Genomic DNA, 18520 nt, shown 5'->3' on the forward strand with positions numbered 1-18520 from the left:
ACTTATTTACTTTTAAGGGCTACCTTGGAATCTTTTTCTGTGACGAAGGAATCTATGATTGCTCCAATTTCATCGGCGCTTGAAACTTCATCTTCGAACAAGTGCTTGTAAAGTACTTTATTGTCCACTTTTTCCTTTAGCACCAAATCGGTATCCTTTGCAAATACTTCGTCCCATTTGTCACGTACCATGGCCCATTTGTCATCATTCGCCGTCCACCAATCGGCCGCAGCTTTGCAGCGCGCATCCGGAACCTTTACATAGGTATTGTACCCTTTTTCCTTGGCCAATAGGAAATCGGCCTCCCCATCCTTACGGACTATTTTGGAATTGTCCTGATCATGCAACCATCCATCGGCGGTAATTTCATGTCGGTTACCGCGCATGGTAAGGTTGTAATCGCCGCGGGTCGTGTATTCCCTTCTGGGCAATGGGGCAGGTGTTGTGTTTTCCCAATAACTGGTTCCATCCACATGCACCCAAGAGGCACTCCCTTCATACCTTGGACTGTCGTCTACCTGATAGACTTTTTGTGTCCACTGTCCTGCGACCACATTTTTAGGTTTTTGGGTGTAGTTCCATTCGTTATCACCATTGTATAAATAGAAATCCGTGTTTTCATACAACCAATCCTGTCTCCAGTGTTTTACGATCATGGGTTCTGCTGGATTGCCTACCTGTAGAATATGCTGAATTACGATCTTGTCGTCTTCATCAGTTACCAATTGGGCCCATTCCAGACCTTTATCCACCTTTGTCTTGGAAGGTTTGTACAAGGAATCCTGACTGTAATTAAAGGTTTCGGCAAAGTTGAAGGTTACTTCAAAACAGCCGCACATCTCCTTTATGGATTCTTGGTCCTTCTCCTTTTTGGTCTGGGCAAAAACGCTCGCTCCCACCAGAACGAACATTACGGTAAACAACTGTACTCTTTTCATTTTTTATAGATGTTAAAGTTTAGGATTCGTTGATTTTTTTATTCAGTTTATTTAGACTGATTTAAAATAATATTTATTTTTGAGCCAAATTTATACAGAATGAGTCTAAATAAAAATAATTTAACGTTAATTTTTTTCACCCTTTACCTAACATTCGCCCTAGGGCAGTTGGAAGAAAGAAGAGACTCCATTCTGATGCAAGATTTGGATGAGGTAGTAGTCACAGCTACCAGAACGGTTAGACAATTATCCTCACTGCCCTTGCCGGTTACCTTGATTCCCAAAACCCAATTGGAGCAAACAGGGGTCACTCGGTTGAACGAAATTTTGAACGAACAAACGGGAATCGTCATGACTCCCGATGCCACGGTGGGTGGGGGCGAGGGAGTACAGATACAAGGTATTGCCTCGGATTATGTCCTGGTGCTTATCGACGGTGTTCCCGTTGTTGGGCGTAGTTCCGGTAATTTGGACCTGAGTCGGTTCGCCATTGGCAACATCAAACAGATCGAGGTGGTCAAAGGCCCTTCCAGCAGTCTCTTTGGTTCCGAAGCCCTTGGGGGCGTCATTAACATCATAACCGAAAAACCATTGACTGAAAAAATAAGCGGACAGCTAAGCCATCGCATGGCCACGTTCAACCATCATAACAGTAATTTTAGCATCAACCAACGTAAGGAGGACCTTGGTTATTCCTTTTTTTTGGATAGGCTCAGTACGGATGGTTATGACCTCGCCTCCGGCGATGTAGGGCAGACGGTAAATCCTTTTGACAACTACACGTTGAGCGGTCGCCTTTTTTACGATGCTTCGGAAAAACTTGATTTCTTCGTCTCTGGCCGATTCTTTCATCAGGACTTTGACGTAGCCCCCAGTACCAGTATGGAACAGGATTTAAACCTATTGGTACGGGCCAACCACGACCCTTCTTCCAAAACGAATCTACAGTATGAACTTTACTATACCAATTATATAACCGATGAGGAATCGTTGGATATTTTGACCGATGAGGTGCTTTTGGCGAACGACTTCAATCAGAAACTGTTCCGTCCAGAGGTAAGGTTTAACCAAAAATTTGGGGAAAACACCTTTACACTGGGCGTAGGGGGCAATTTGGAAACCTTACAGCGAAACCTTTTCGCTAATAACGTTTCCTTTTTTTCGCAATATGTCTTTTCCCAGTATGATTTTACGCCTTTGGAAGGCCTGAATGTGATTGCAGGACTTCGGTTTGACAATCACAGCGAATACAATTCCCAACTGAGCCCTAAACTTTCGGCGCGGTATGAAATTTCGCCAAGCCTTGCCGTTAAAGGTTCTGTTGGCAGTGGTTTCAAGGCCCCGGATTTTAGGCAGTTGTACCTCGATTTTACCAATGCATCGGGTGGGGGGTACTCTGTTTTTGGCAAGGAAGTGGAAGCAGAGGGTATTCAGCGATTGCAGGAAAATGGTGAGATTGCCAATTTGGCCGTGAATCCTGCTCAATTGGGTCAACGGCTCAATGCGGAAAGTTCCATTGGATATAATTTGGGGCTGACCCTAAAATCGGGAAAATTAACGACCGAGGTCAACCTGTTCCGCAACGATTTCACGAATCTTATCGACACCCAAATCCTTGCCTCCAAGACCAACGGTCAGAACGTTTTTGGATACATCAATCGGGAACGGGTGTACACGCAGGGACTTGAAACCGATATTAAATTCAACGGCATTAAAAACCTGAGTCTTTCCAGTGGATATCAACTGCTATTCGCCTATGATAAGGACCAGGAAGATGCCTTAGTACAAGGGAACGTTTTTGCGCGCGACCCAGAGACTCTTCAGACCGTGCGTTTGGAGCGAAGCCAGTACTTTGGTCTGGAAAACCGTTCCCGCCACACCTTTAATTTCAAGGTATTTTATGAAATCCCAAAATGGGATGCCAATGCCAATTTAAGGGTCGTTTATAGGAGCAAGTTCGGACTTACCGATAGAAACGGGAACGACCTTCTGGACGATTTTGACAACAGTTTCGTGGATGGGTATTCCTTGGTGAACCTATCCTTTGGCAAAACACTTTTCAAGCATTACCAACTACAATTAGGGGCTAACAATCTTTTGGACTTTAAGGGGAGCAACCCCCTCGCTTTACAGGATAACGAGGTTCTGATAAATCCTGGTATTCAATTATTCACTCGATTAAACATTACATTTTAAATTTAGATTTTTATGAAAACAACGTTAAAACTTTTTACCTTTCTAATGGTGGTTTTTTCCTTTATGGCCTGTAGCGATGATGATGGCGACGCGGTATCGGAATTTACGGTAACCACTATTTCACCAGAATCCGGCACCGTGGGTACGGAAATTAGAATTACCGGAACCGATTTTCCTTCCGATATCTCCCTTTCGTTCAACGGGGTTCCCGCCGAAGTTACTTCGGTCTCCACTACCGAAATTGTAACCACTGTTCCATCCGGGGCAACTTCGGGACAGATTGAAATATCGGCAAACGGGTTCAGAAAAACATCGGCAGCCACCTTTACCGTGCTGTCCAATCTGGTTTCGGACACAGTGTCTAATTTAGAAGCCCCACAAACAGGGGGGCAGGGCGAACCCGTTGGCGGACCTTTTACAAAATTTAGTTTTGAGACTGGGGCCGTAACGGACAGTGAAACGGATTGGGATATTGCCTTTCGAGGTACGACCATAGCAGTGAATGGCGGTACGGCTACCGGTACCAATGAGGAGCCAACGAGGAACGGCGATGCCGGGGCAACGGTACAAAATGGGATTTTTTCCGATATCACAAGTGCCGATGGACTCTCCTTTGATCAGGATGCGGCAGGTTCCTTTGCAGTACCTGCGGGAAGCGGCGAAGGATGGTACAATTACAATCCGGCCACCTTTACCGTGACCCCTATACCGGGCAGGATTTTGGTATTTAGGACCCATGACGGGAAATTTGCCAAGGTTGAGATTATAAGTTATTATAGGGACGCACCCGCGGAACCGGATGCATTTTCGGATGAATCCAGGGTTTACACCTTCAATTATGTGTACAACCCCAACGAAGGCGAAACCGCGTTGGAATAAAATAGGTTGTCAGGAATCCTTACGACCGGGTAATTCTCTTTGGATTGCTCGGTTTTTTTTTCGGTTACATTAATTTGAGTTAAAAATTAGGAATGATAGAGTACTTTTTTAGGATTTTCAAGTTTAGTGTGTCTTTCGTAGCTACTTTGTTGGAATACCCCTTTCTATCGAATGAATTATCCCAATTAAAAAACGTATATTTGCACGCAATTAAATCCTTAATTGCATGGAAGCCCACCTAAATAAAATTCTCGGAGAAGGTCTTACGTATGACGACGTACTGCTTGTACCCGCGTATTCCGAAGTATTGCCAAGAGAGGTCAATATTCAATCAAAATTTACGAGGAACATTACAATAAACGTTCCCATTATTTCAGCAGCGATGGATACCGTTACGGAATCCCGTATGGCCATTGCCATTGCCCAAGAAGGCGGCATAGGGGTGCTTCACAAGAATATGACCATTGAGCAACAGGCGCTGAAAGTAAGAAAGGTCAAAAGGGCTGAGAGCGGAATGATTTTGGATCCCGTAACCATGCCATTGAATTCCAAGGTGAAGGATGCCAAGGCCAACATGAAGGAACATAGTATAGGTGGAATACCTATTGTGGACGATGAAGGTAAGCTCATAGGAATCGTTACCAATAGGGATTTACGGTTCGAAAAGAATAATGACCGACCCATTTCAGAGGTAATGACCTCGGAGAACTTGGTCACCGCGGGGGAAGGAACTTCCCTATCCGAAGCGGAGGACATCTTACAGGAACACAAAATTGAAAAACTTCCCGTAGTCGATAAGAACAATAAATTAATAGGTCTGATTACTTTTAGGGATATCACGAAACTTACCCAAAAACCTATTGCCAACAAGGACCAGTATGGCCGGTTGCGCGTTGCGGCCGCTTTAGGGGTAACCATGGATGCCGTGGATCGCGCGGAGGCCTTGGTGAATGCTGGTGTGGATGCCGTTGTTATCGATACCGCCCACGGACATACTAAAGGTGTGGTTACCATACTAAAGGAAGTCAAAAAGAAATTTCCGGATTTGGATGTGATCGTGGGGAATATTGCCACGGGCGAAGCCGCAAAATATTTGGTGGAGGCCGGTGCCGATGCCGTAAAAGTCGGGATTGGTCCTGGATCTATTTGTACCACGAGGGTCGTGGCCGGAGTAGGATTTCCACAATTTTCAGCCGTGTTGGAGGTCGCTGCAGCCATTAAAGGTTCCGGGGTTCCCGTTATTGCAGATGGTGGTATTCGTTACACAGGCGATATTCCCAAAGCCATTGCCGCAGGTGCGGACACTGTTATGTTAGGTTCGCTTTTGGCTGGAACGAAGGAGTCCCCCGGGGAAACCATTATCTACGAAGGCAGGAAATTCAAAAGTTATAGGGGCATGGGTTCCGTGGAAGCCATGAAGCAAGGTAGCAAGGACCGTTACTTTCAGGATGTGGAGGACGATATCAAAAAATTGGTTCCTGAGGGCATCGTGGGTAGGGTTCCCTATAAAGGTGACTTGTTCGAAAGCATCCATCAATTTGTTGGCGGGCTTAGGGCTGGTATGGGCTACTGTGGGGCCAAGGACATCGCGACATTAAAGGAGACAGGTCGATTCGTAAAGATTACAGCGAGCGGTATCAACGAGAGCCATCCACATGATGTGACCATTACCAAGGAGTCCCCTAATTATAGTAGGTAGATTATTTGGGTTATTATAGAAGATTAACTCTTGTGGTAGCTGCTCAAAATATACTTCCTTATTCCACGTTAGATTAAAAAATTAGTATAAAACTATATGGGCAGAAGTAGGTCTTTTTTTGTAATTAAATTTCTATGTGGAATATTCCTTTTCCTATCGTGTTCTAATGAAAATGATTCAGAGATAGGCAAAGATCTACAATTGATAGTTTCTCCGAACAATTTGGAGTTGTTACAAGGTGAATCAGGTACCATTTTTATTTCTTCCCAACCTGAAGGAAGACTCGAGTGGCGAATAGGTAGTAAGCCAAACTGGATTTCTTTTTCTCCTTCCAGTGGTATTTTGGACGGTACGATTGATGAAATTTTGGTTACCACGGAGGTTTCCGGTTTAAACGTTGGTTGGAACACTGGTTCGGTAGAAATAATTTCAAGTTCGGCTGGTAAAAAGTTGATGGATGTATCGGTATTTATAGAAACTCCTCAAATTTCTCAAATGGCCATATCAAAGAGCATTCTGGAATTTGATTATCAAGAAGATTCAACCGAGTTTTACATTAAAAATTCAGGTGGTTTGGACTTTAATTGGACCATTAACAATCAAAATGATTATTTAACAGTTTCTCCAAACTCAGGTTTTTTGGCTATAGGTGATTCTATTTTGGTAACCTCAACTGTTGATAGAACCGAGTTAGAAACGAATATCTATGAATATTCTTTAAATATTGGAAATAATCAACAGAACGCTTTGGAGCTGCCTGTCAATATAAAGGCCTATAAAGAGGAAAAATGGATATTGGATAATGGTCAAATTGTGGATGCTGAATATGATCGAAATTATGACAAAATAATTGCGGTTTCAGAATTTCCAAACCAAATTCTTAATATTAATCCAGTTTCTCAGGGAATTCAATCATTGGATTTGAACTTACCGCCTACCAGCGTATCTATTAGTCAAGATGGTAATTTAGCCGTAGTTGGTCATGATGGATATATTTCCTATATAAATTTATCATCTATGGAATTGATTCAAATGTACAGCGTCACAACGGACGTATTTGATATTGTTTTGGGACCAAACAATTGGGCATATGCCTTTCCACGTGTAGATCAGCATGAACGTATTAGGTGTATTGATTTGTCCACTGGAAATGAGACACAAAACACAGGAAATACCATTTATGCGGGGACGAGGGCCAAGTTGCATCCTAGCGGCAGTTATATTTATGGCGCAGATAACGGTCTTTCCCCATCCGATTTTGAAAAGTATGACATTTCTGGAGGGACTGCACATTATCTTTACGATTCTCCATATCACGGTGATTTTGAATTTAGCGGTAATATTTGGATATCTGAATCTGGGGATAAATTGTTTTCCAGGGCCAGGAATGTATTTAACGCTTCAGAGAATCAAACGAATGACATGACCTATAGTGGAAAATTATTAGGTGAACAGGGAAAACGCATTACGACTATGGATTCCCATGCAGAAGCAAATGTAATATATACTATTGTAGACGAAGGATTATGGAATTGGGATTATAAACCTGGTAGTGTTGTTAGAAAATACACAGAAGATTTTTACAACTTTCAAGGCGAAATAGAGTTGCCAAAATTTTTAGGAACGGATACGAATGGCAATTTTTCCCTTTTTGCGTCTCACGGGTATTTTGGCTTTTTTAATTCCACAGGTTCTGAGTTTTACGTAATAGTCAGGGCTAACGAGGAGAACAACTCGGCAGTTAGATGGGGTATTTCCACTATATCTGTTGATTAAGGTCAACTGATATCCTCTTTTTAGTTTATTGGGTCATCCTTTTGTTTAGAATTTGAACCCTCCTAAGGTCATCGGCAGCTTGCCATAACTTGTTTTTAAGGGAGGGGTTTAGTTCCGCATTATCCTTTAAATATTCCTGCATGATTTCGTAGGCTTCGTTTGAGGTATGATTACCTATGGTACTGCTCAACCAGCGTTTTGGAAAGAAAATATCGCCCGTTTTTTGAATTTCGTCCAACAGGTCCAAACTGCCCCTAAGATTTTGAAGCGCAAAGTTTGCATGCAAGGGATGGTTTATATTGTTCAATGCCGATGCCGTCCAGGCTTCCTTTGAACGGTTTTTTTCAAGTTTCAGGGATTCCATAAAGTCGCTTTTTACCGATGCATTCCGGGAAACGGAGGGTAGCAGGAAGTTGAAGCGTTCCAATTTGTCCGGATTGTCTAAGGCGTTTTTAGCCATTTGCAATATTTCCTCTGATTTAGGATGTTGGTAAAGTGCAAGGTCCAAGGCCATTTCGGTAAAGTCGTCCTTGTTCAGGCGCAAATTGGGTAGCGTTATTTTTTTGGACCATATATCGTACAATCGTTGGATGGAAGCTCCCGTGTAAGCCACCGACTGAAAGGTAGATAACAAGGTTTTTTTCTTGTTCGGGGATTGGTCCTTTTGCAGTTGGGACCACAAATTATCGGTGATTTTGGATTGCTCCAAGCGACGTTCCTCTTCCGTGAGGTATTTCCAGAACAAGCTTTTCAAATACCTCGATAACAAGTTCGATAACAATTCATTTTCTTCCAGATACAATCGGTTTTCATAAAAACGCAGGAGCTCCAAAGGTTTTATAGTTCCATTTAAAGCATTTTCATAGGCGTTTATGTAAAAGGAACCTCTAGCGACTTCATCACCTATAATCGCTATAGTCTCAAAAGCTTCTGGATGTATTGGAAAGACGCCATAACCCATACCATCGGAATTATAAAGGACTGCCAGTGGTTTTGGAAGTCCGAGGGACTCGGTGATTTCCAGTTTGTCTCCGGTGAATTCCAAGGGAATTCTTCGAACAGTATCGGGATAGACCAAGGAAATCTCAAAAATCTGGGGCCAAATTTGATTTGACCCATCTTCGGCCATTTGTCTCAATTCCAAAGAGGAAATCTTGCCGTCCTCCCTATATGTTACACTATCCTTGAAAATAGGCCTGCCGGAGCTGTTCACCCAGACATCGCTCCAAGAAAGAAGGTCTATATCCGTACGGTCATCCAAAATCTTCACGAGGTCGTTCCAATTCGCATTCGAATTTTGATAGGTTTTTATGTACTCCTGTATGCCCTCTTTAAAAGTTTCCTTACCCAAGACCGCTTCCAATTGGCGCATCATAATGGGCGCTTTATTATAGATGATACTGCCATAAAGTGAACCTGCATTGTTGAGGTTTTCCAAATCTTGCCTAATGGGATTCGTGCCTTTTGTGCGGTCTTCGCCGTATGCGCCGGGATAATGCCCCACTATAAATGCCAGTTCATGGTTTATGGAAGGAAATTCGGGATTTACAATTTTATCGGCCATGAAGTTGGCAAATACCTCCTTCATCCATACGTCATTGAACCAATCCATGGTAACCAAATCCCCAAACCACATATGGGAGGTTTCATGGGCAATCAGTTTGGCCCTCCCCAGTTTTCTGTTTTCCGTGGCACTACCGTCCAAAAAAAGCGAGCTTTCTTTATATTGAATGGCCCCTACATGTTCCATACCGCCATATTGAAAGCCTGGAATGGTGGCAAAATCCAATTTTTTAAAGGGAAAGGGAAAATCGGTATAGGTTTCCAAAAACTCTTTGGAACTGTGGTGCAATAGGAAAATGGAATCGATACTGTACCTGATTTTTTCTTCATCGGTTTCCCGATATAACATTTTCATAGGAAAATTGGCTATTTCCATTTCTTCGGATTTGAACTTTCCCGCCACGAAGGAAAAAAGATAGGTGCTCATTTTGTCCGATTCTTCAAATTCATGCACCGTACGTCCGTCAGAAGTGGTTCTATTGAGTTCCGGAGCGGCGCAAAGCACCTTCCAAGTTTCGGGTGCGGTAATTGTCAGCGTGTAGGTGGCTTTTAAATTAGGCTGGTCAAAGCAGGGAAAAAGAGTTCTTGCTCGATCGGGTACCAATAATGTATATAAGTATTCTTCATTTCGATTTAGCGAAAGTTCTCCCGCCAAAAAATCGATTTCCAAGGAGTTTTTCCCCTCTACCAAATTTGACTTTGGAATTCTTATATGCTCGTTTTGGTGCTGGATTTCAATGGGTCTTCCATTGACCACGATTTTTTTTACATGATCTGGATGCTCCTTAAAATCCAAATAGACATCCTTGTTGCCCAGAAGTTCAAATGTCAGTGTTTCACTGGCGAATATGGGTTTTTCCAAGGAATCGGGTATGTGAAAATGGAGTTTGTACTGTATGTTTTTGAAGGTCTCGGACCGTTCTTGAGCCAATTCCAAAGACACCCCCGGTTCAGCTTGTATAGGGTTGCTGCCATTCGGTTTGCAAGAAACTATTAGTAGGATACCAAGTAGGAAGGTGTAACGCATAAATTGATTTTGAGATAGAAAAGTAGCGATTAAAATTCCATGGTACAAGTCATCTTTAGTTAGGTTTCGGATGTTGGGAATATACCACGAACTTTTTAGTATCTTGTGCAAAATGAACTTCACCAACCAACCCCTTTTCGTATTTGCCATACTTTGTCTTATGGTGTGGCTATCGGTCAGGGCGGCCAAGACCTCTTGGGGCAAACCATTGGGAGGAGCCCTTTTGGTTATCTTGTTTACCGCAGTTTGTGCCAACCTCCAAATAATTCCTTCCGCATCCAACAGTATACCTTTATATGATGCGGTATTTACCTATTTGGCCCCGATTTCCATTTTCTACCTTCTTCTAGGAGCAAATATTAGGGCCATTAAAAAAGCAGGTGTACCCATGTTACTATTGTTTTTATTCGGTTCTTTGGCAACGGTGGCAGGTATTCTTCTTGCCTGGGTCATTGTTGGTCCCCAAGGTGTGTTGGGCCCGGGCGCCAAAGTTTTGGCGGGGATGCTAACGGGTACTTACACGGGAGGGAGTGTCAATTTTAATGCGGTGGCCCTCATATATGGTTTTCAGGAAAATGGGTTGTTATATGCGGGTACCATTGCCGTGGACAATGTGGTGACGGCACTATGGATTATGGCGACCATTGCCCTTCCGCCCGTGCTAAGAAGGTTTATAGCGGATCGGCGCTTACTGGAAAAGGAACCCTTGAAGGAGCAGCAGGGTACCACGGAAACACTGAAACTAGAAGGGTTGAGCCTTATCGTTTTTATGGGTGTGGGGGCCTATCTACTCTCGGATGTTTTACACACATTAATGCCTAGGATACCCAGTATTCTCATCATTTCCACCTTGGGGATTGTAATGGCCCAATTTCCTTTCGTCAAAAAAATAAAAGGAGCCCAAACCCTTGGTCTATATACCGTTTATCTATTTCTAGCCGTTATAGGTGCTTATTGTGAAATTGATGCCGTAGTTCAACTTAAGGAAGTAGGATTAATCCTTTTCTCCTTTACTGCTTTGGCCGTTTTCTTACATGGTGTCATTATTGTTCTTCTTGGTGGTCTTTTTTTAAGGGATTGGGATATGGTGGCAATAGCAAGTCAGGCAAATGTTGGAGGTGGCGCTTCTGCGATTGCCTTAGCGGAGACCTTTGGGCGCCAAGAACTTGTGCTTCCGGCAATTTTGGTTGGGACTTTGGGAAATGCCTTGGGAACCTATTTGGGTTTTTTGGTCACAACAATGCTGTAGCAACTTATTTTCCCGCTTCAGCGTAGGTTTTCCAATCCTTTTCCTTATAAATATCCTCACCAAAGTATCGGGCGATATTTAGGAAAGGTTCCGGTTTTTGGTAGCCGGGCACCGGTGAAAGCATATTGAATTTTTCATCAAGGAATATGGTGGTAGGATAGCTTAATCTTCCTTGCATCAAGGCAGCTGCAAGCTCATGGTAGCCTTTTCTGCCCGATGGCACAAACTTATAGGTTTTACCCTTGAATTCTATAGGTTCCGCACCTTCGCCGTCAAGCTTGACCATGTAGAAGTTTTCCGTCATGTAGGCGGCCACTTCCGGGTTTTGGAAGGTGTCCTTATCCATTTTTTTGCACCATCCGCACCAATCAGTGTAGACATCTACAAATACTTTTTTTGGATTTTTATCCGTAGCTGCCAATTCTGCGGCTTCGTTCCAAGAAAGCCATTTCACCTCTTGGGCCTGTAACCCAGCAGAAATCAGTAAAAACGCGACTAAAAATAGATTTTTGATATGTAAGGAAACGCTAGAGTTCATACTTGTTATGGAGTTAGTCCAACAATTATACCAAAGCTAACGTTTTTTTTGGGTCTTTATTTCACTTTCTCAGGTTGCTTTACCGCAAATAAGTCCTTTACATCTACCTGATTCTTAATTAAATCGTCAAAGGTCTCACGTTCCCGTATCAAAATCGCCTGACCTTTGTGCCATAAAACTTCCGGCGGTCTAAACCTGGAATTGTAATTGCTGGCCATGGTAAAGCAATAGGCTCCCGCATTCTTGAAACACAGAATATCCCCTTCTGATATCTCATTGATTCTTCTGTTGCTAGCAAAAGTGTCCGTTTCGCAGATGTAGCCAACCACCGAATAATAGCGCTCCCTTCCCTCCGGATTGGAAATGTTTTCAATGGAATGGGTAGCACCATAGAGCATGGGCCTGATCAAGTGATTGAAGCCCGTATCCACACTGGCAAAAACGGTAGAGGTCGTTTGTTTTACAACGTTCACTTTGGCCAAAAAGAATCCGGCTTCACTTACGAGGAATTTTCCGGGCTCGAAGGCCAGGGTAAGGTCTTTGCCATATTCTTTGCAGAATTCATTGAATCTTGAACCCAACTTTTTCCCCAGTTCCTCAACGTTCGTCTCAATATCGCCTTCTTTATAGGGAACCTTGAATCCACTTCCAAAATCGATAAAATCTAAATTTTTAAAGTTTTTGGCGGTTTCAAAAAGGATTTCCGAAGCATAGAGGAATACATCGATGTCCAAAATATCGCTTCCGGTATGCATGTGTATTCCGTTGATATTCATTTTAGTAAGCTCCACAATTCGCAATAAATGCGGTATTTGATGTATGCTTATACCGAATTTGGAATCGATATGGCCTACGGATATTTTCGAGTTTCCTCCAGCCATTACGTGCGGATTTATCCGGATACAAACCGGAATGTCCGGATGCTTGCTACCAAACTGTTCCAAGATGGAAAGGTTGTCAATGTTGATCCGAACGCCCAATTTGGCCGCCTCCTCAATTTCTTCCAAAGAGACGCCGTTGGGGGTGAAAATGATGGACTCTGGTTTAAAACCTGCCAATAGACCCAGTTGTACTTCCTGAATGGATACGGTATCCAGGCCACTTCCCAAACTGTTCATCAATTTTAAAATGGTGATATTGGATAGTGCCTTGGCAGCGTAATTCAACTTCAATTTCTTTACGGTACCAAAGGCTTTGGTAAGCCTATTGAACTGGGAGGTTATTTTTTCGGAGTCATAAACGTAGACGGGGTCTCCGTACGTTTTGGCGATTTTCAGTAAATCCGCATTGTTCATAGCGATATATTTTTGACAAAGCTAGTAGTAACAAAGGATTCCCACAAATATTTACCCTGTAAAATAGAATAATACAACAAAATGTGTCAAATGTAACAGTAAAATCCATCTTTTGCTTGTATGCTATATACAAGCTTTGTAATTTAGAAAGAAATTCAGTTTTTCATCAAGTATCAATGGATTAATAAACTGCATTGATAATCACATCATTTATATTTAAATGAAACTACCTCTTTTTCCTTTAAAATCCGTTTTCTTTCCCGGCGAAACTGTGCCCTTGCATATTTTTGAGCCCAGGTACAAACAGCTGATCCAGGATTGTAGGGAAGAGGCCATTACCTTTGGAATACCGGTTTTCCATAACAATCGATTGGAGTACGGGACGGAGGTGCAACTGGTAGAAGTGGTCAACACTTATGAAGGAGGGGAGATGGATGTTGTATGTGTGGCCAGACAAGTATTTAAGGTCGTTCTATTTGAGCCGCAAATGGGGGAGAAGCTATACCCTGGCGGACTTGTGGAATTATTGGAGTATGATTATATCTGTCCGGCCAGTTATAAGGCAGAGGTGGTGAAAAAGATTCGGGAACTTTATGCGATTATGGAAATTCCAAACACACCGATTGAGCTGGCCAAGTACAATAGTTTTGTGTTGGCACATAAAATAGGGCTTTCCTATGAACAGGAATACCAGTTATTAAAAATATCCAAGGAACAGGAGCGACTGGAATTTATTTATAACCATCTGGTGACAACGATCAATGTGCTATCCCAAGTGGAAAGAACCCGGAAAATTATTGAATTGAACGGCCATTTTAAGAATTTTGACCCCTTGGATTTCAAAAATATTGAAAGTTAATGTGGACAAGTTTGAACGAATTGGCAGGACCTTATTCATTTAATCAAGTTTAATTTTCAATAATTACCCTGTCTTTCCTATTTTTGCCCAACAAATAAAACTACCCTAATATGAACCTTCACGAATATCAAGGAAAAGAGATATTATCAAGTTTTGGCGTTCGCATACAAAGAGGAATCGTAGCGCATAGTGCCAAGGAAGCGGTTGACGCGGCCAAACAATTGACAGCGGAAACGGGAACCGGATGGCATGTGATCAAAGCGCAGGTTCACGCCGGTGGTCGCGGAAAAGGTGGTGGCGTTAAATTGGCCAAAAATTTGAAGGAGGTCGAGGAGCTTGCAGGACAAATTATAGGTATGAACCTGGTCACTCCTCAAACTTCCGCCGAGGGTAAAAAAGTACATCAGGTTTTGGTGGCCGAGGATGTTTACTATCCCGGTGATAGTGAAACCAGTGAATTTTATATGTCGGTCTTATTAAACAGGAGTACAGGCAGAAATATGATCATGTATTCTACGGAAGGCGGTATGGATATAGAAGAAGTGGCCGAAAAGACACCGCATTTGATTTTTACCGAGGAGATCGACCCAGCAACGGGACTTCTTGGTTTCCAAGCGAGAAAAATAGCCTTCAATTTGGGCCTATCAGGAACCGCATTTAAGGAAATGACCAAATTTGTTTCGGCCTTGTACAAGGCCTATGTACAGAGCGATTCCAGTATGTTCGAAATCAACCCTGTTTTGAAAACATCCGATGATAAGATCATGGCGGTGGATGCTAAGGTTTCCATTGATGACAACGCGCTTTATCGCAGAAAGCAATATGCCGAAATGAGGGATTTGCGGGAAGAAAATCCAATCGAGGTCGAAGCAAGGGCCGTAGGTCTAAACTACGTGGATTTGGATGGAAACGTGGGATGTATGGTAAATGGTGCCGGTTTGGCAATGGCTACCATGGATTTGATTAAAATGGCCGGAGGTGAGCCTGCAAACTTCTTGGATGTTGGCGGTACCGCCGATGCCAAAAGGGTGGAAGAAGCTTTTAGGATTATTCTAAAGGATCCCAACGTAAAGGCAATCCTTATCAATATTTTTGGAGGAATCGTGCGTTGTGACAGGGTCGCCCAAGGTGTAGTAGATGCCTATAAGAATATGGGCGATAGTATCAAGGTTCCCATTATCGTGCGTTTGCAAGGAACCAATGCGGAGTTGGCCAAGGAGATTATTGACAATTCTGGATTAGCGGTCCATTCCGCGGTACAGTTCAAGGAAGCTGCCGATAAAGTGGAGGAAGTATTGAAATAAGTATTCCTAAAGAATATTTTTTATAGAAAGGCAATGTTACCGTAACATTGCCTTTTTTTTATTGTTAACGCGAATTTGTCGCAAATTTTGCACAACATTTATTGAAAGGTTGACAATAATCGAAACCTTTTTTAACTCCCTTAAGGGAATCCCATGCATGTGGAAATGCCTATTTTAAATTTAGGTTCATCGCCGGCTTACTCATTTGAAGATTTGGTTAAGACTTGTCAGTAACCGTCACAGCAAACCTTTTCAATGTAACTTTGACTTGCTATTAGAAGCGATGATTTTGATTAAAAAAATGTTAAAACGATGTTCTGTTGTAACATTCTCATTTTTGAGGCGTCTTTTTAGCAAATCATCATCAATCAATTATTAATCAACTTTCAGAAATGGAAGTCAAAAAACAACAAGTCATGAGAAAATTAAGTTTAGTTTTTGTAGCAGCTTTGCTATTAGCAACAGGAAATGTTTTGGCCAACGATGCAACAGGTGTTGAACCTGAAAAGAGTCTTTCCAATCAAATTACCAAAATGTTGGAAAACAATTCCTTTACTGAAATGGAGTCCGACCTTACTGCACAAGTACGGTTCACCTTGAACAGTGCAGGGGAAATCGTTGTGTTATCCGTGGATACGGAATCCGTAAATTTGGAGCGATTTGTGAAGGGAAGGTTGAACTACCAAAAAGTGGACGTTTCGAATGTGGAGGAAGGTAAGCTTTATACCGTGCCTGTGAGGATTGCCTCTTAACAATTTAGAAATCAAACAAAAAATCCTGATGCCAGCATCAGGATTTTTTTTTGTTCTTGTATTTTCCGTGACTTAAGTTGGTATCCACGTTTTTCAATTGTTGTTTTTTAAAGCTTTTGGTTTTGTCGAAATTCTTGGTGGGTTCCTTGCCCAAGAGAACTTCACCTGGATTTTTAGGATTTTCCCGGGTCCCTCTCAGGTATATGACAAGTCCGTTCAGAAAATTACGAAGTATTTGATCACCACATTCCATATAGTTTGGGTGGTCCTCCTTTCTAAAAAAAGCACCCAATTCACTTTTTGAAATCTTAAAGTCGACCAGGGTCAGGATTTCCACAATTTCGTCATCCCGAAGCTTTAGGGCAACCCTCAATTTTTTAAATATATCGTTGTTTGTCATAAACTTTAAATTTCATGCAAGTTATCATTATTATTGGTTCCTGATCGCTGTACATGGACATAAAAGAATCCGTTGAACGGGAAACCCGATCATATTTGTTAAATAACTGTTTTTCATAGATTAAACTATACTATTCTTTCAATTTTGTTGTTATCTCCATAGAAATAAATGTATAAAGGAATTGCAGTGAACACCTTAAAGGAAAAATTGAGTATTCTCTCTGAAATGATCGCTTTTGCCAGGGTTGATAATACCTTAAAGCAATCGGAATATGACTTTCTTTTCAATGTGGCACAGAGCCTTGAAGTGAGTAAAAAGGAATTTGATGGGCTTTTTCAAAGAGAAGTGGAGCACATAATTCCAAAATCCCAAGCGGAACGGTTGGTCCAATTCAATCGGTTGATTCTATTGATGAATATCGATGATGAAAATAACCTCAAGGAGATTGAGCGCTTACATGATATTGGCCTACGTATGGGGCTGCCGCCATCGGCCATTGAGCAGGTGTTGTCCATTATGCACGAGTACCCCAACAAAATAGTGCCGCCAGAGATAATCATCAATATTTTCAAGGCACATTATAATTAGGACCATACATGAAATCCATCCCTCAGTTGGGTAAGGTCCCGTTGGTTTTTTATCATTTTTTCCATATCCTTTTTTAGATTATCCGTTTCCAATACTATGGCATCGCTTTGTTGTGAATTAACTGTTCTTTGGCGTAATGAAGAGAGCATGTTCAATAGTTTGCCGGTGACCATTATATCTTGGGCGCAATAGGGCCTGTAGGTTGCCAAGACATTGTACAGCACTTCAGGAAAGCTATTTCGTATGAATCGCACCTGATTTGTTCCATCCTCCTTGCTTAAGTATTCAAAATCCCTGGTCTGCATGAGAAAGGTGAACAATTCCGTAAGGTAGTCAATACTATTAAGGGCAGTCCCAGGGTCATTGATTCCCGGGGACATGGCCTTTATGCCGATTTCGGAAATTTGCCGAAAACCATAAATATAATTATCACCTGTAAGTTCTTCCTTAGAGATGATCAAGCACTTGAAAATCTTTGCTTTAATTTCTTCCGAAATGGATTTGTTCGTTAAAATTCCTACTTGATTACTCAGGATAAACTGGCCTTTTCGGATTATAAAGGCGATTTTTAGTTCGTTCTCAAGACAGATATCCAACAAATCATCTTTAAGTGCGCCCTGAAAATAGCCCGTTTTGTCCAGTTTTAAAGCCGCCCAATCGTGCATCTCTGGAAAATCGATAGCGTTTTTTACTTCGGTCTCCAAAACTTCCAATAGACTTTTCTTGGTTCTAGAGTGGATGGCGTAAAGAATCGTTCCAACCTGTATGGATTGGGATATGTTGTGAATGAAATAGATAAAGGAAGCCAAACATAGAACCGTTAGAATAATGGCAATCAGTACCGAAAATCCCGGGGTTTGGTAGGAGGGGTCGGTCGGTTCAATAGAGACCAGAATGAAAATATTGTATAGAATCACGGCCAGATAAAGCCCCAATACAATTTGGTGTTTCTCATCGGAAATTATACCAGGCAGCACTCTAGGGGAAAAGTTGCTGGAGGCTTGGTTCAGTAATATCATAACCATGGAAAAACTGAATACCATCAAGGAAATCAACCCGCCGATCAACGTGCTTAAAAGCGTTCTTGCGGTTTCCGTATTTTCAATGACGAGACCTGGGGCCATGTCCATTAGGTATTTGGAAATGCCCCTCTGTTCCAGATAAATAAACAGGAAGGCGACCAATATTCCGGTAACCGAAATAATTGTGGGATAGAAAGCGATCTTACTTCGTACCCTGTAAAATATATTCTTGATTCGGTTCATTGATTTATGTTGCTATAAATCTAGTCAGAGGGCTGACAATTCCTTACTTAAAAAGCATTTTAAACGAACTCAAAAAATAAAATAATGTCATATTGACATCATTGCTTTGAGTAATTAGGACATATTGACATAAAAGTTTCAGTGGTATAGGATTTGTCTTATGCTAGGCGTAACAAAGTTTAATCTAAAAAA

The 18520-nt window shown here is 42.0% G+C and carries 15 protein-coding genes; 9 read left to right on the forward strand and 6 right to left on the reverse strand.

What is annotated here, in order from left to right; genetic code table 11:
* Positions 1-2: 2 nt before the first annotated feature.
* A complete protein-coding gene (locus ACZ41C_RS12410) occupies positions 3-938 on the reverse strand; it encodes a DUF6607 family protein (RefSeq protein WP_464561825.1) in 936 nt (311 codons plus the stop codon).
* 99 nt (positions 939-1037) lie between these two features.
* On the opposite strand from ACZ41C_RS12410, the gene ACZ41C_RS12415 reads away from it, so the two are divergent.
* From ACZ41C_RS12415 to ACZ41C_RS12430, 4 genes are all read left to right on the forward strand, one after another.
* The gene (locus ACZ41C_RS12415) at positions 1038-3134 is read left to right on the forward strand and encodes a TonB-dependent receptor plug domain-containing protein (protein WP_464561828.1); all 2097 of its coding nucleotides are present in this window, start codon (positions 1038-1040) and stop codon (positions 3132-3134) included.
* Between the two features lie 12 nt (positions 3135-3146).
* Positions 3147-4013 carry an IPT/TIG domain-containing protein gene (locus tag ACZ41C_RS12420; RefSeq protein ID WP_464561831.1) on the forward strand — a complete coding sequence of 289 codons (867 nt, stop codon included), beginning with the start codon at positions 3147-3149 and terminating at the stop codon, positions 4011-4013.
* Positions 4014-4239: 226 nt separating this feature from the next.
* Positions 4240-5712, forward strand: a complete 1473-nt coding sequence (gene guaB / locus ACZ41C_RS12425; protein WP_138257559.1) for an IMP dehydrogenase — start codon at positions 4240-4242, stop codon at positions 5710-5712.
* Between the two features lie 96 nt (positions 5713-5808).
* Positions 5809-7488 (forward strand): BACON domain-containing protein, encoded by a 1680-nt coding sequence (locus ACZ41C_RS12430; protein ID WP_464561832.1) that lies wholly within the window; start codon positions 5809-5811, stop codon positions 7486-7488.
* A gap of 25 nt (positions 7489-7513) precedes the next feature.
* On the opposite strand, the gene ACZ41C_RS12435 is transcribed toward ACZ41C_RS12430, so the two are convergent.
* A complete protein-coding gene (locus ACZ41C_RS12435; protein WP_464561835.1) occupies positions 7514-10078 on the reverse strand; it encodes a M1 family metallopeptidase in 2565 nt (854 codons plus the stop codon).
* Positions 10079-10190: 112 nt separating this feature from the next.
* Here ACZ41C_RS12435 and ACZ41C_RS12440 point away from each other — a divergent pair, with 112 nt between their 5' ends.
* On the forward strand, positions 10191-11327 hold the full coding sequence (locus ACZ41C_RS12440; RefSeq protein WP_464561838.1) for a DUF819 family protein: 1137 nt from the start codon (positions 10191-10193) through the stop codon (positions 11325-11327).
* Between the two features lie 4 nt (positions 11328-11331).
* Here ACZ41C_RS12440 and ACZ41C_RS12445 read toward each other — a convergent pair whose 3' ends face one another.
* Together ACZ41C_RS12445 and lysA are read right to left on the reverse strand one after the other, a co-directional pair.
* A complete protein-coding gene (locus tag ACZ41C_RS12445; protein WP_464561840.1) occupies positions 11332-11865 on the reverse strand; it encodes a thioredoxin family protein in 534 nt (177 codons plus the stop codon).
* Between the two features lie 56 nt (positions 11866-11921).
* Positions 11922-13160, reverse strand: a complete 1239-nt coding sequence (lysA, locus tag ACZ41C_RS12450; protein WP_138257563.1) for a diaminopimelate decarboxylase — start codon at positions 13158-13160, stop codon at positions 11922-11924.
* A gap of 220 nt (positions 13161-13380) precedes the next feature.
* On the opposite strand from lysA, the gene ACZ41C_RS12455 reads away from it, so the two are divergent.
* The 3 genes from ACZ41C_RS12455 (at position 13381) to ACZ41C_RS12465 (ending at position 16075) form a co-directional block, all read left to right on the forward strand.
* Positions 13381-14019, forward strand: a complete 639-nt coding sequence (locus tag ACZ41C_RS12455) for an LON peptidase substrate-binding domain-containing protein (RefSeq protein WP_464561845.1) — start codon at positions 13381-13383, stop codon at positions 14017-14019.
* Between the two features lie 110 nt (positions 14020-14129).
* Positions 14130-15323, forward strand: a complete 1194-nt coding sequence (gene sucC / locus ACZ41C_RS12460) for an ADP-forming succinate--CoA ligase subunit beta (RefSeq protein WP_138257565.1) — start codon at positions 14130-14132, stop codon at positions 15321-15323.
* Between the two features lie 416 nt (positions 15324-15739).
* Complete coding sequence (locus ACZ41C_RS12465; protein WP_138257566.1) at positions 15740-16075, forward strand: hypothetical protein; 336 nt, start codon at positions 15740-15742, stop codon at positions 16073-16075.
* Between the two features lie 37 nt (positions 16076-16112).
* Here ACZ41C_RS12465 and ACZ41C_RS12470 read toward each other — a convergent pair whose 3' ends face one another.
* Entirely contained in the window at positions 16113-16475 is a 363-nt protein-coding gene (locus ACZ41C_RS12470; protein WP_138257567.1) for a DUF1456 family protein, read from the reverse strand.
* Between the two features lie 168 nt (positions 16476-16643).
* On the opposite strand from ACZ41C_RS12470, the gene ACZ41C_RS12475 reads away from it, so the two are divergent.
* Positions 16644-17063, forward strand: a complete 420-nt coding sequence (locus ACZ41C_RS12475; protein ID WP_240042678.1) for a TerB family tellurite resistance protein — start codon at positions 16644-16646, stop codon at positions 17061-17063.
* Here ACZ41C_RS12475 and ACZ41C_RS12480 read toward each other — a convergent pair.
* Positions 17060-18328, reverse strand: coding sequence for a DUF2254 domain-containing protein (locus tag ACZ41C_RS12480; protein WP_464561854.1), 1269 nt, complete (start codon positions 18326-18328; stop codon positions 17060-17062). The genes ACZ41C_RS12475 and ACZ41C_RS12480 overlap by 4 nt on opposite strands.
* Positions 18329-18520: the final 192 nt, after the last annotated feature.

This window comes from Maribacter sp. C-4077 (assembly GCF_055378385.1).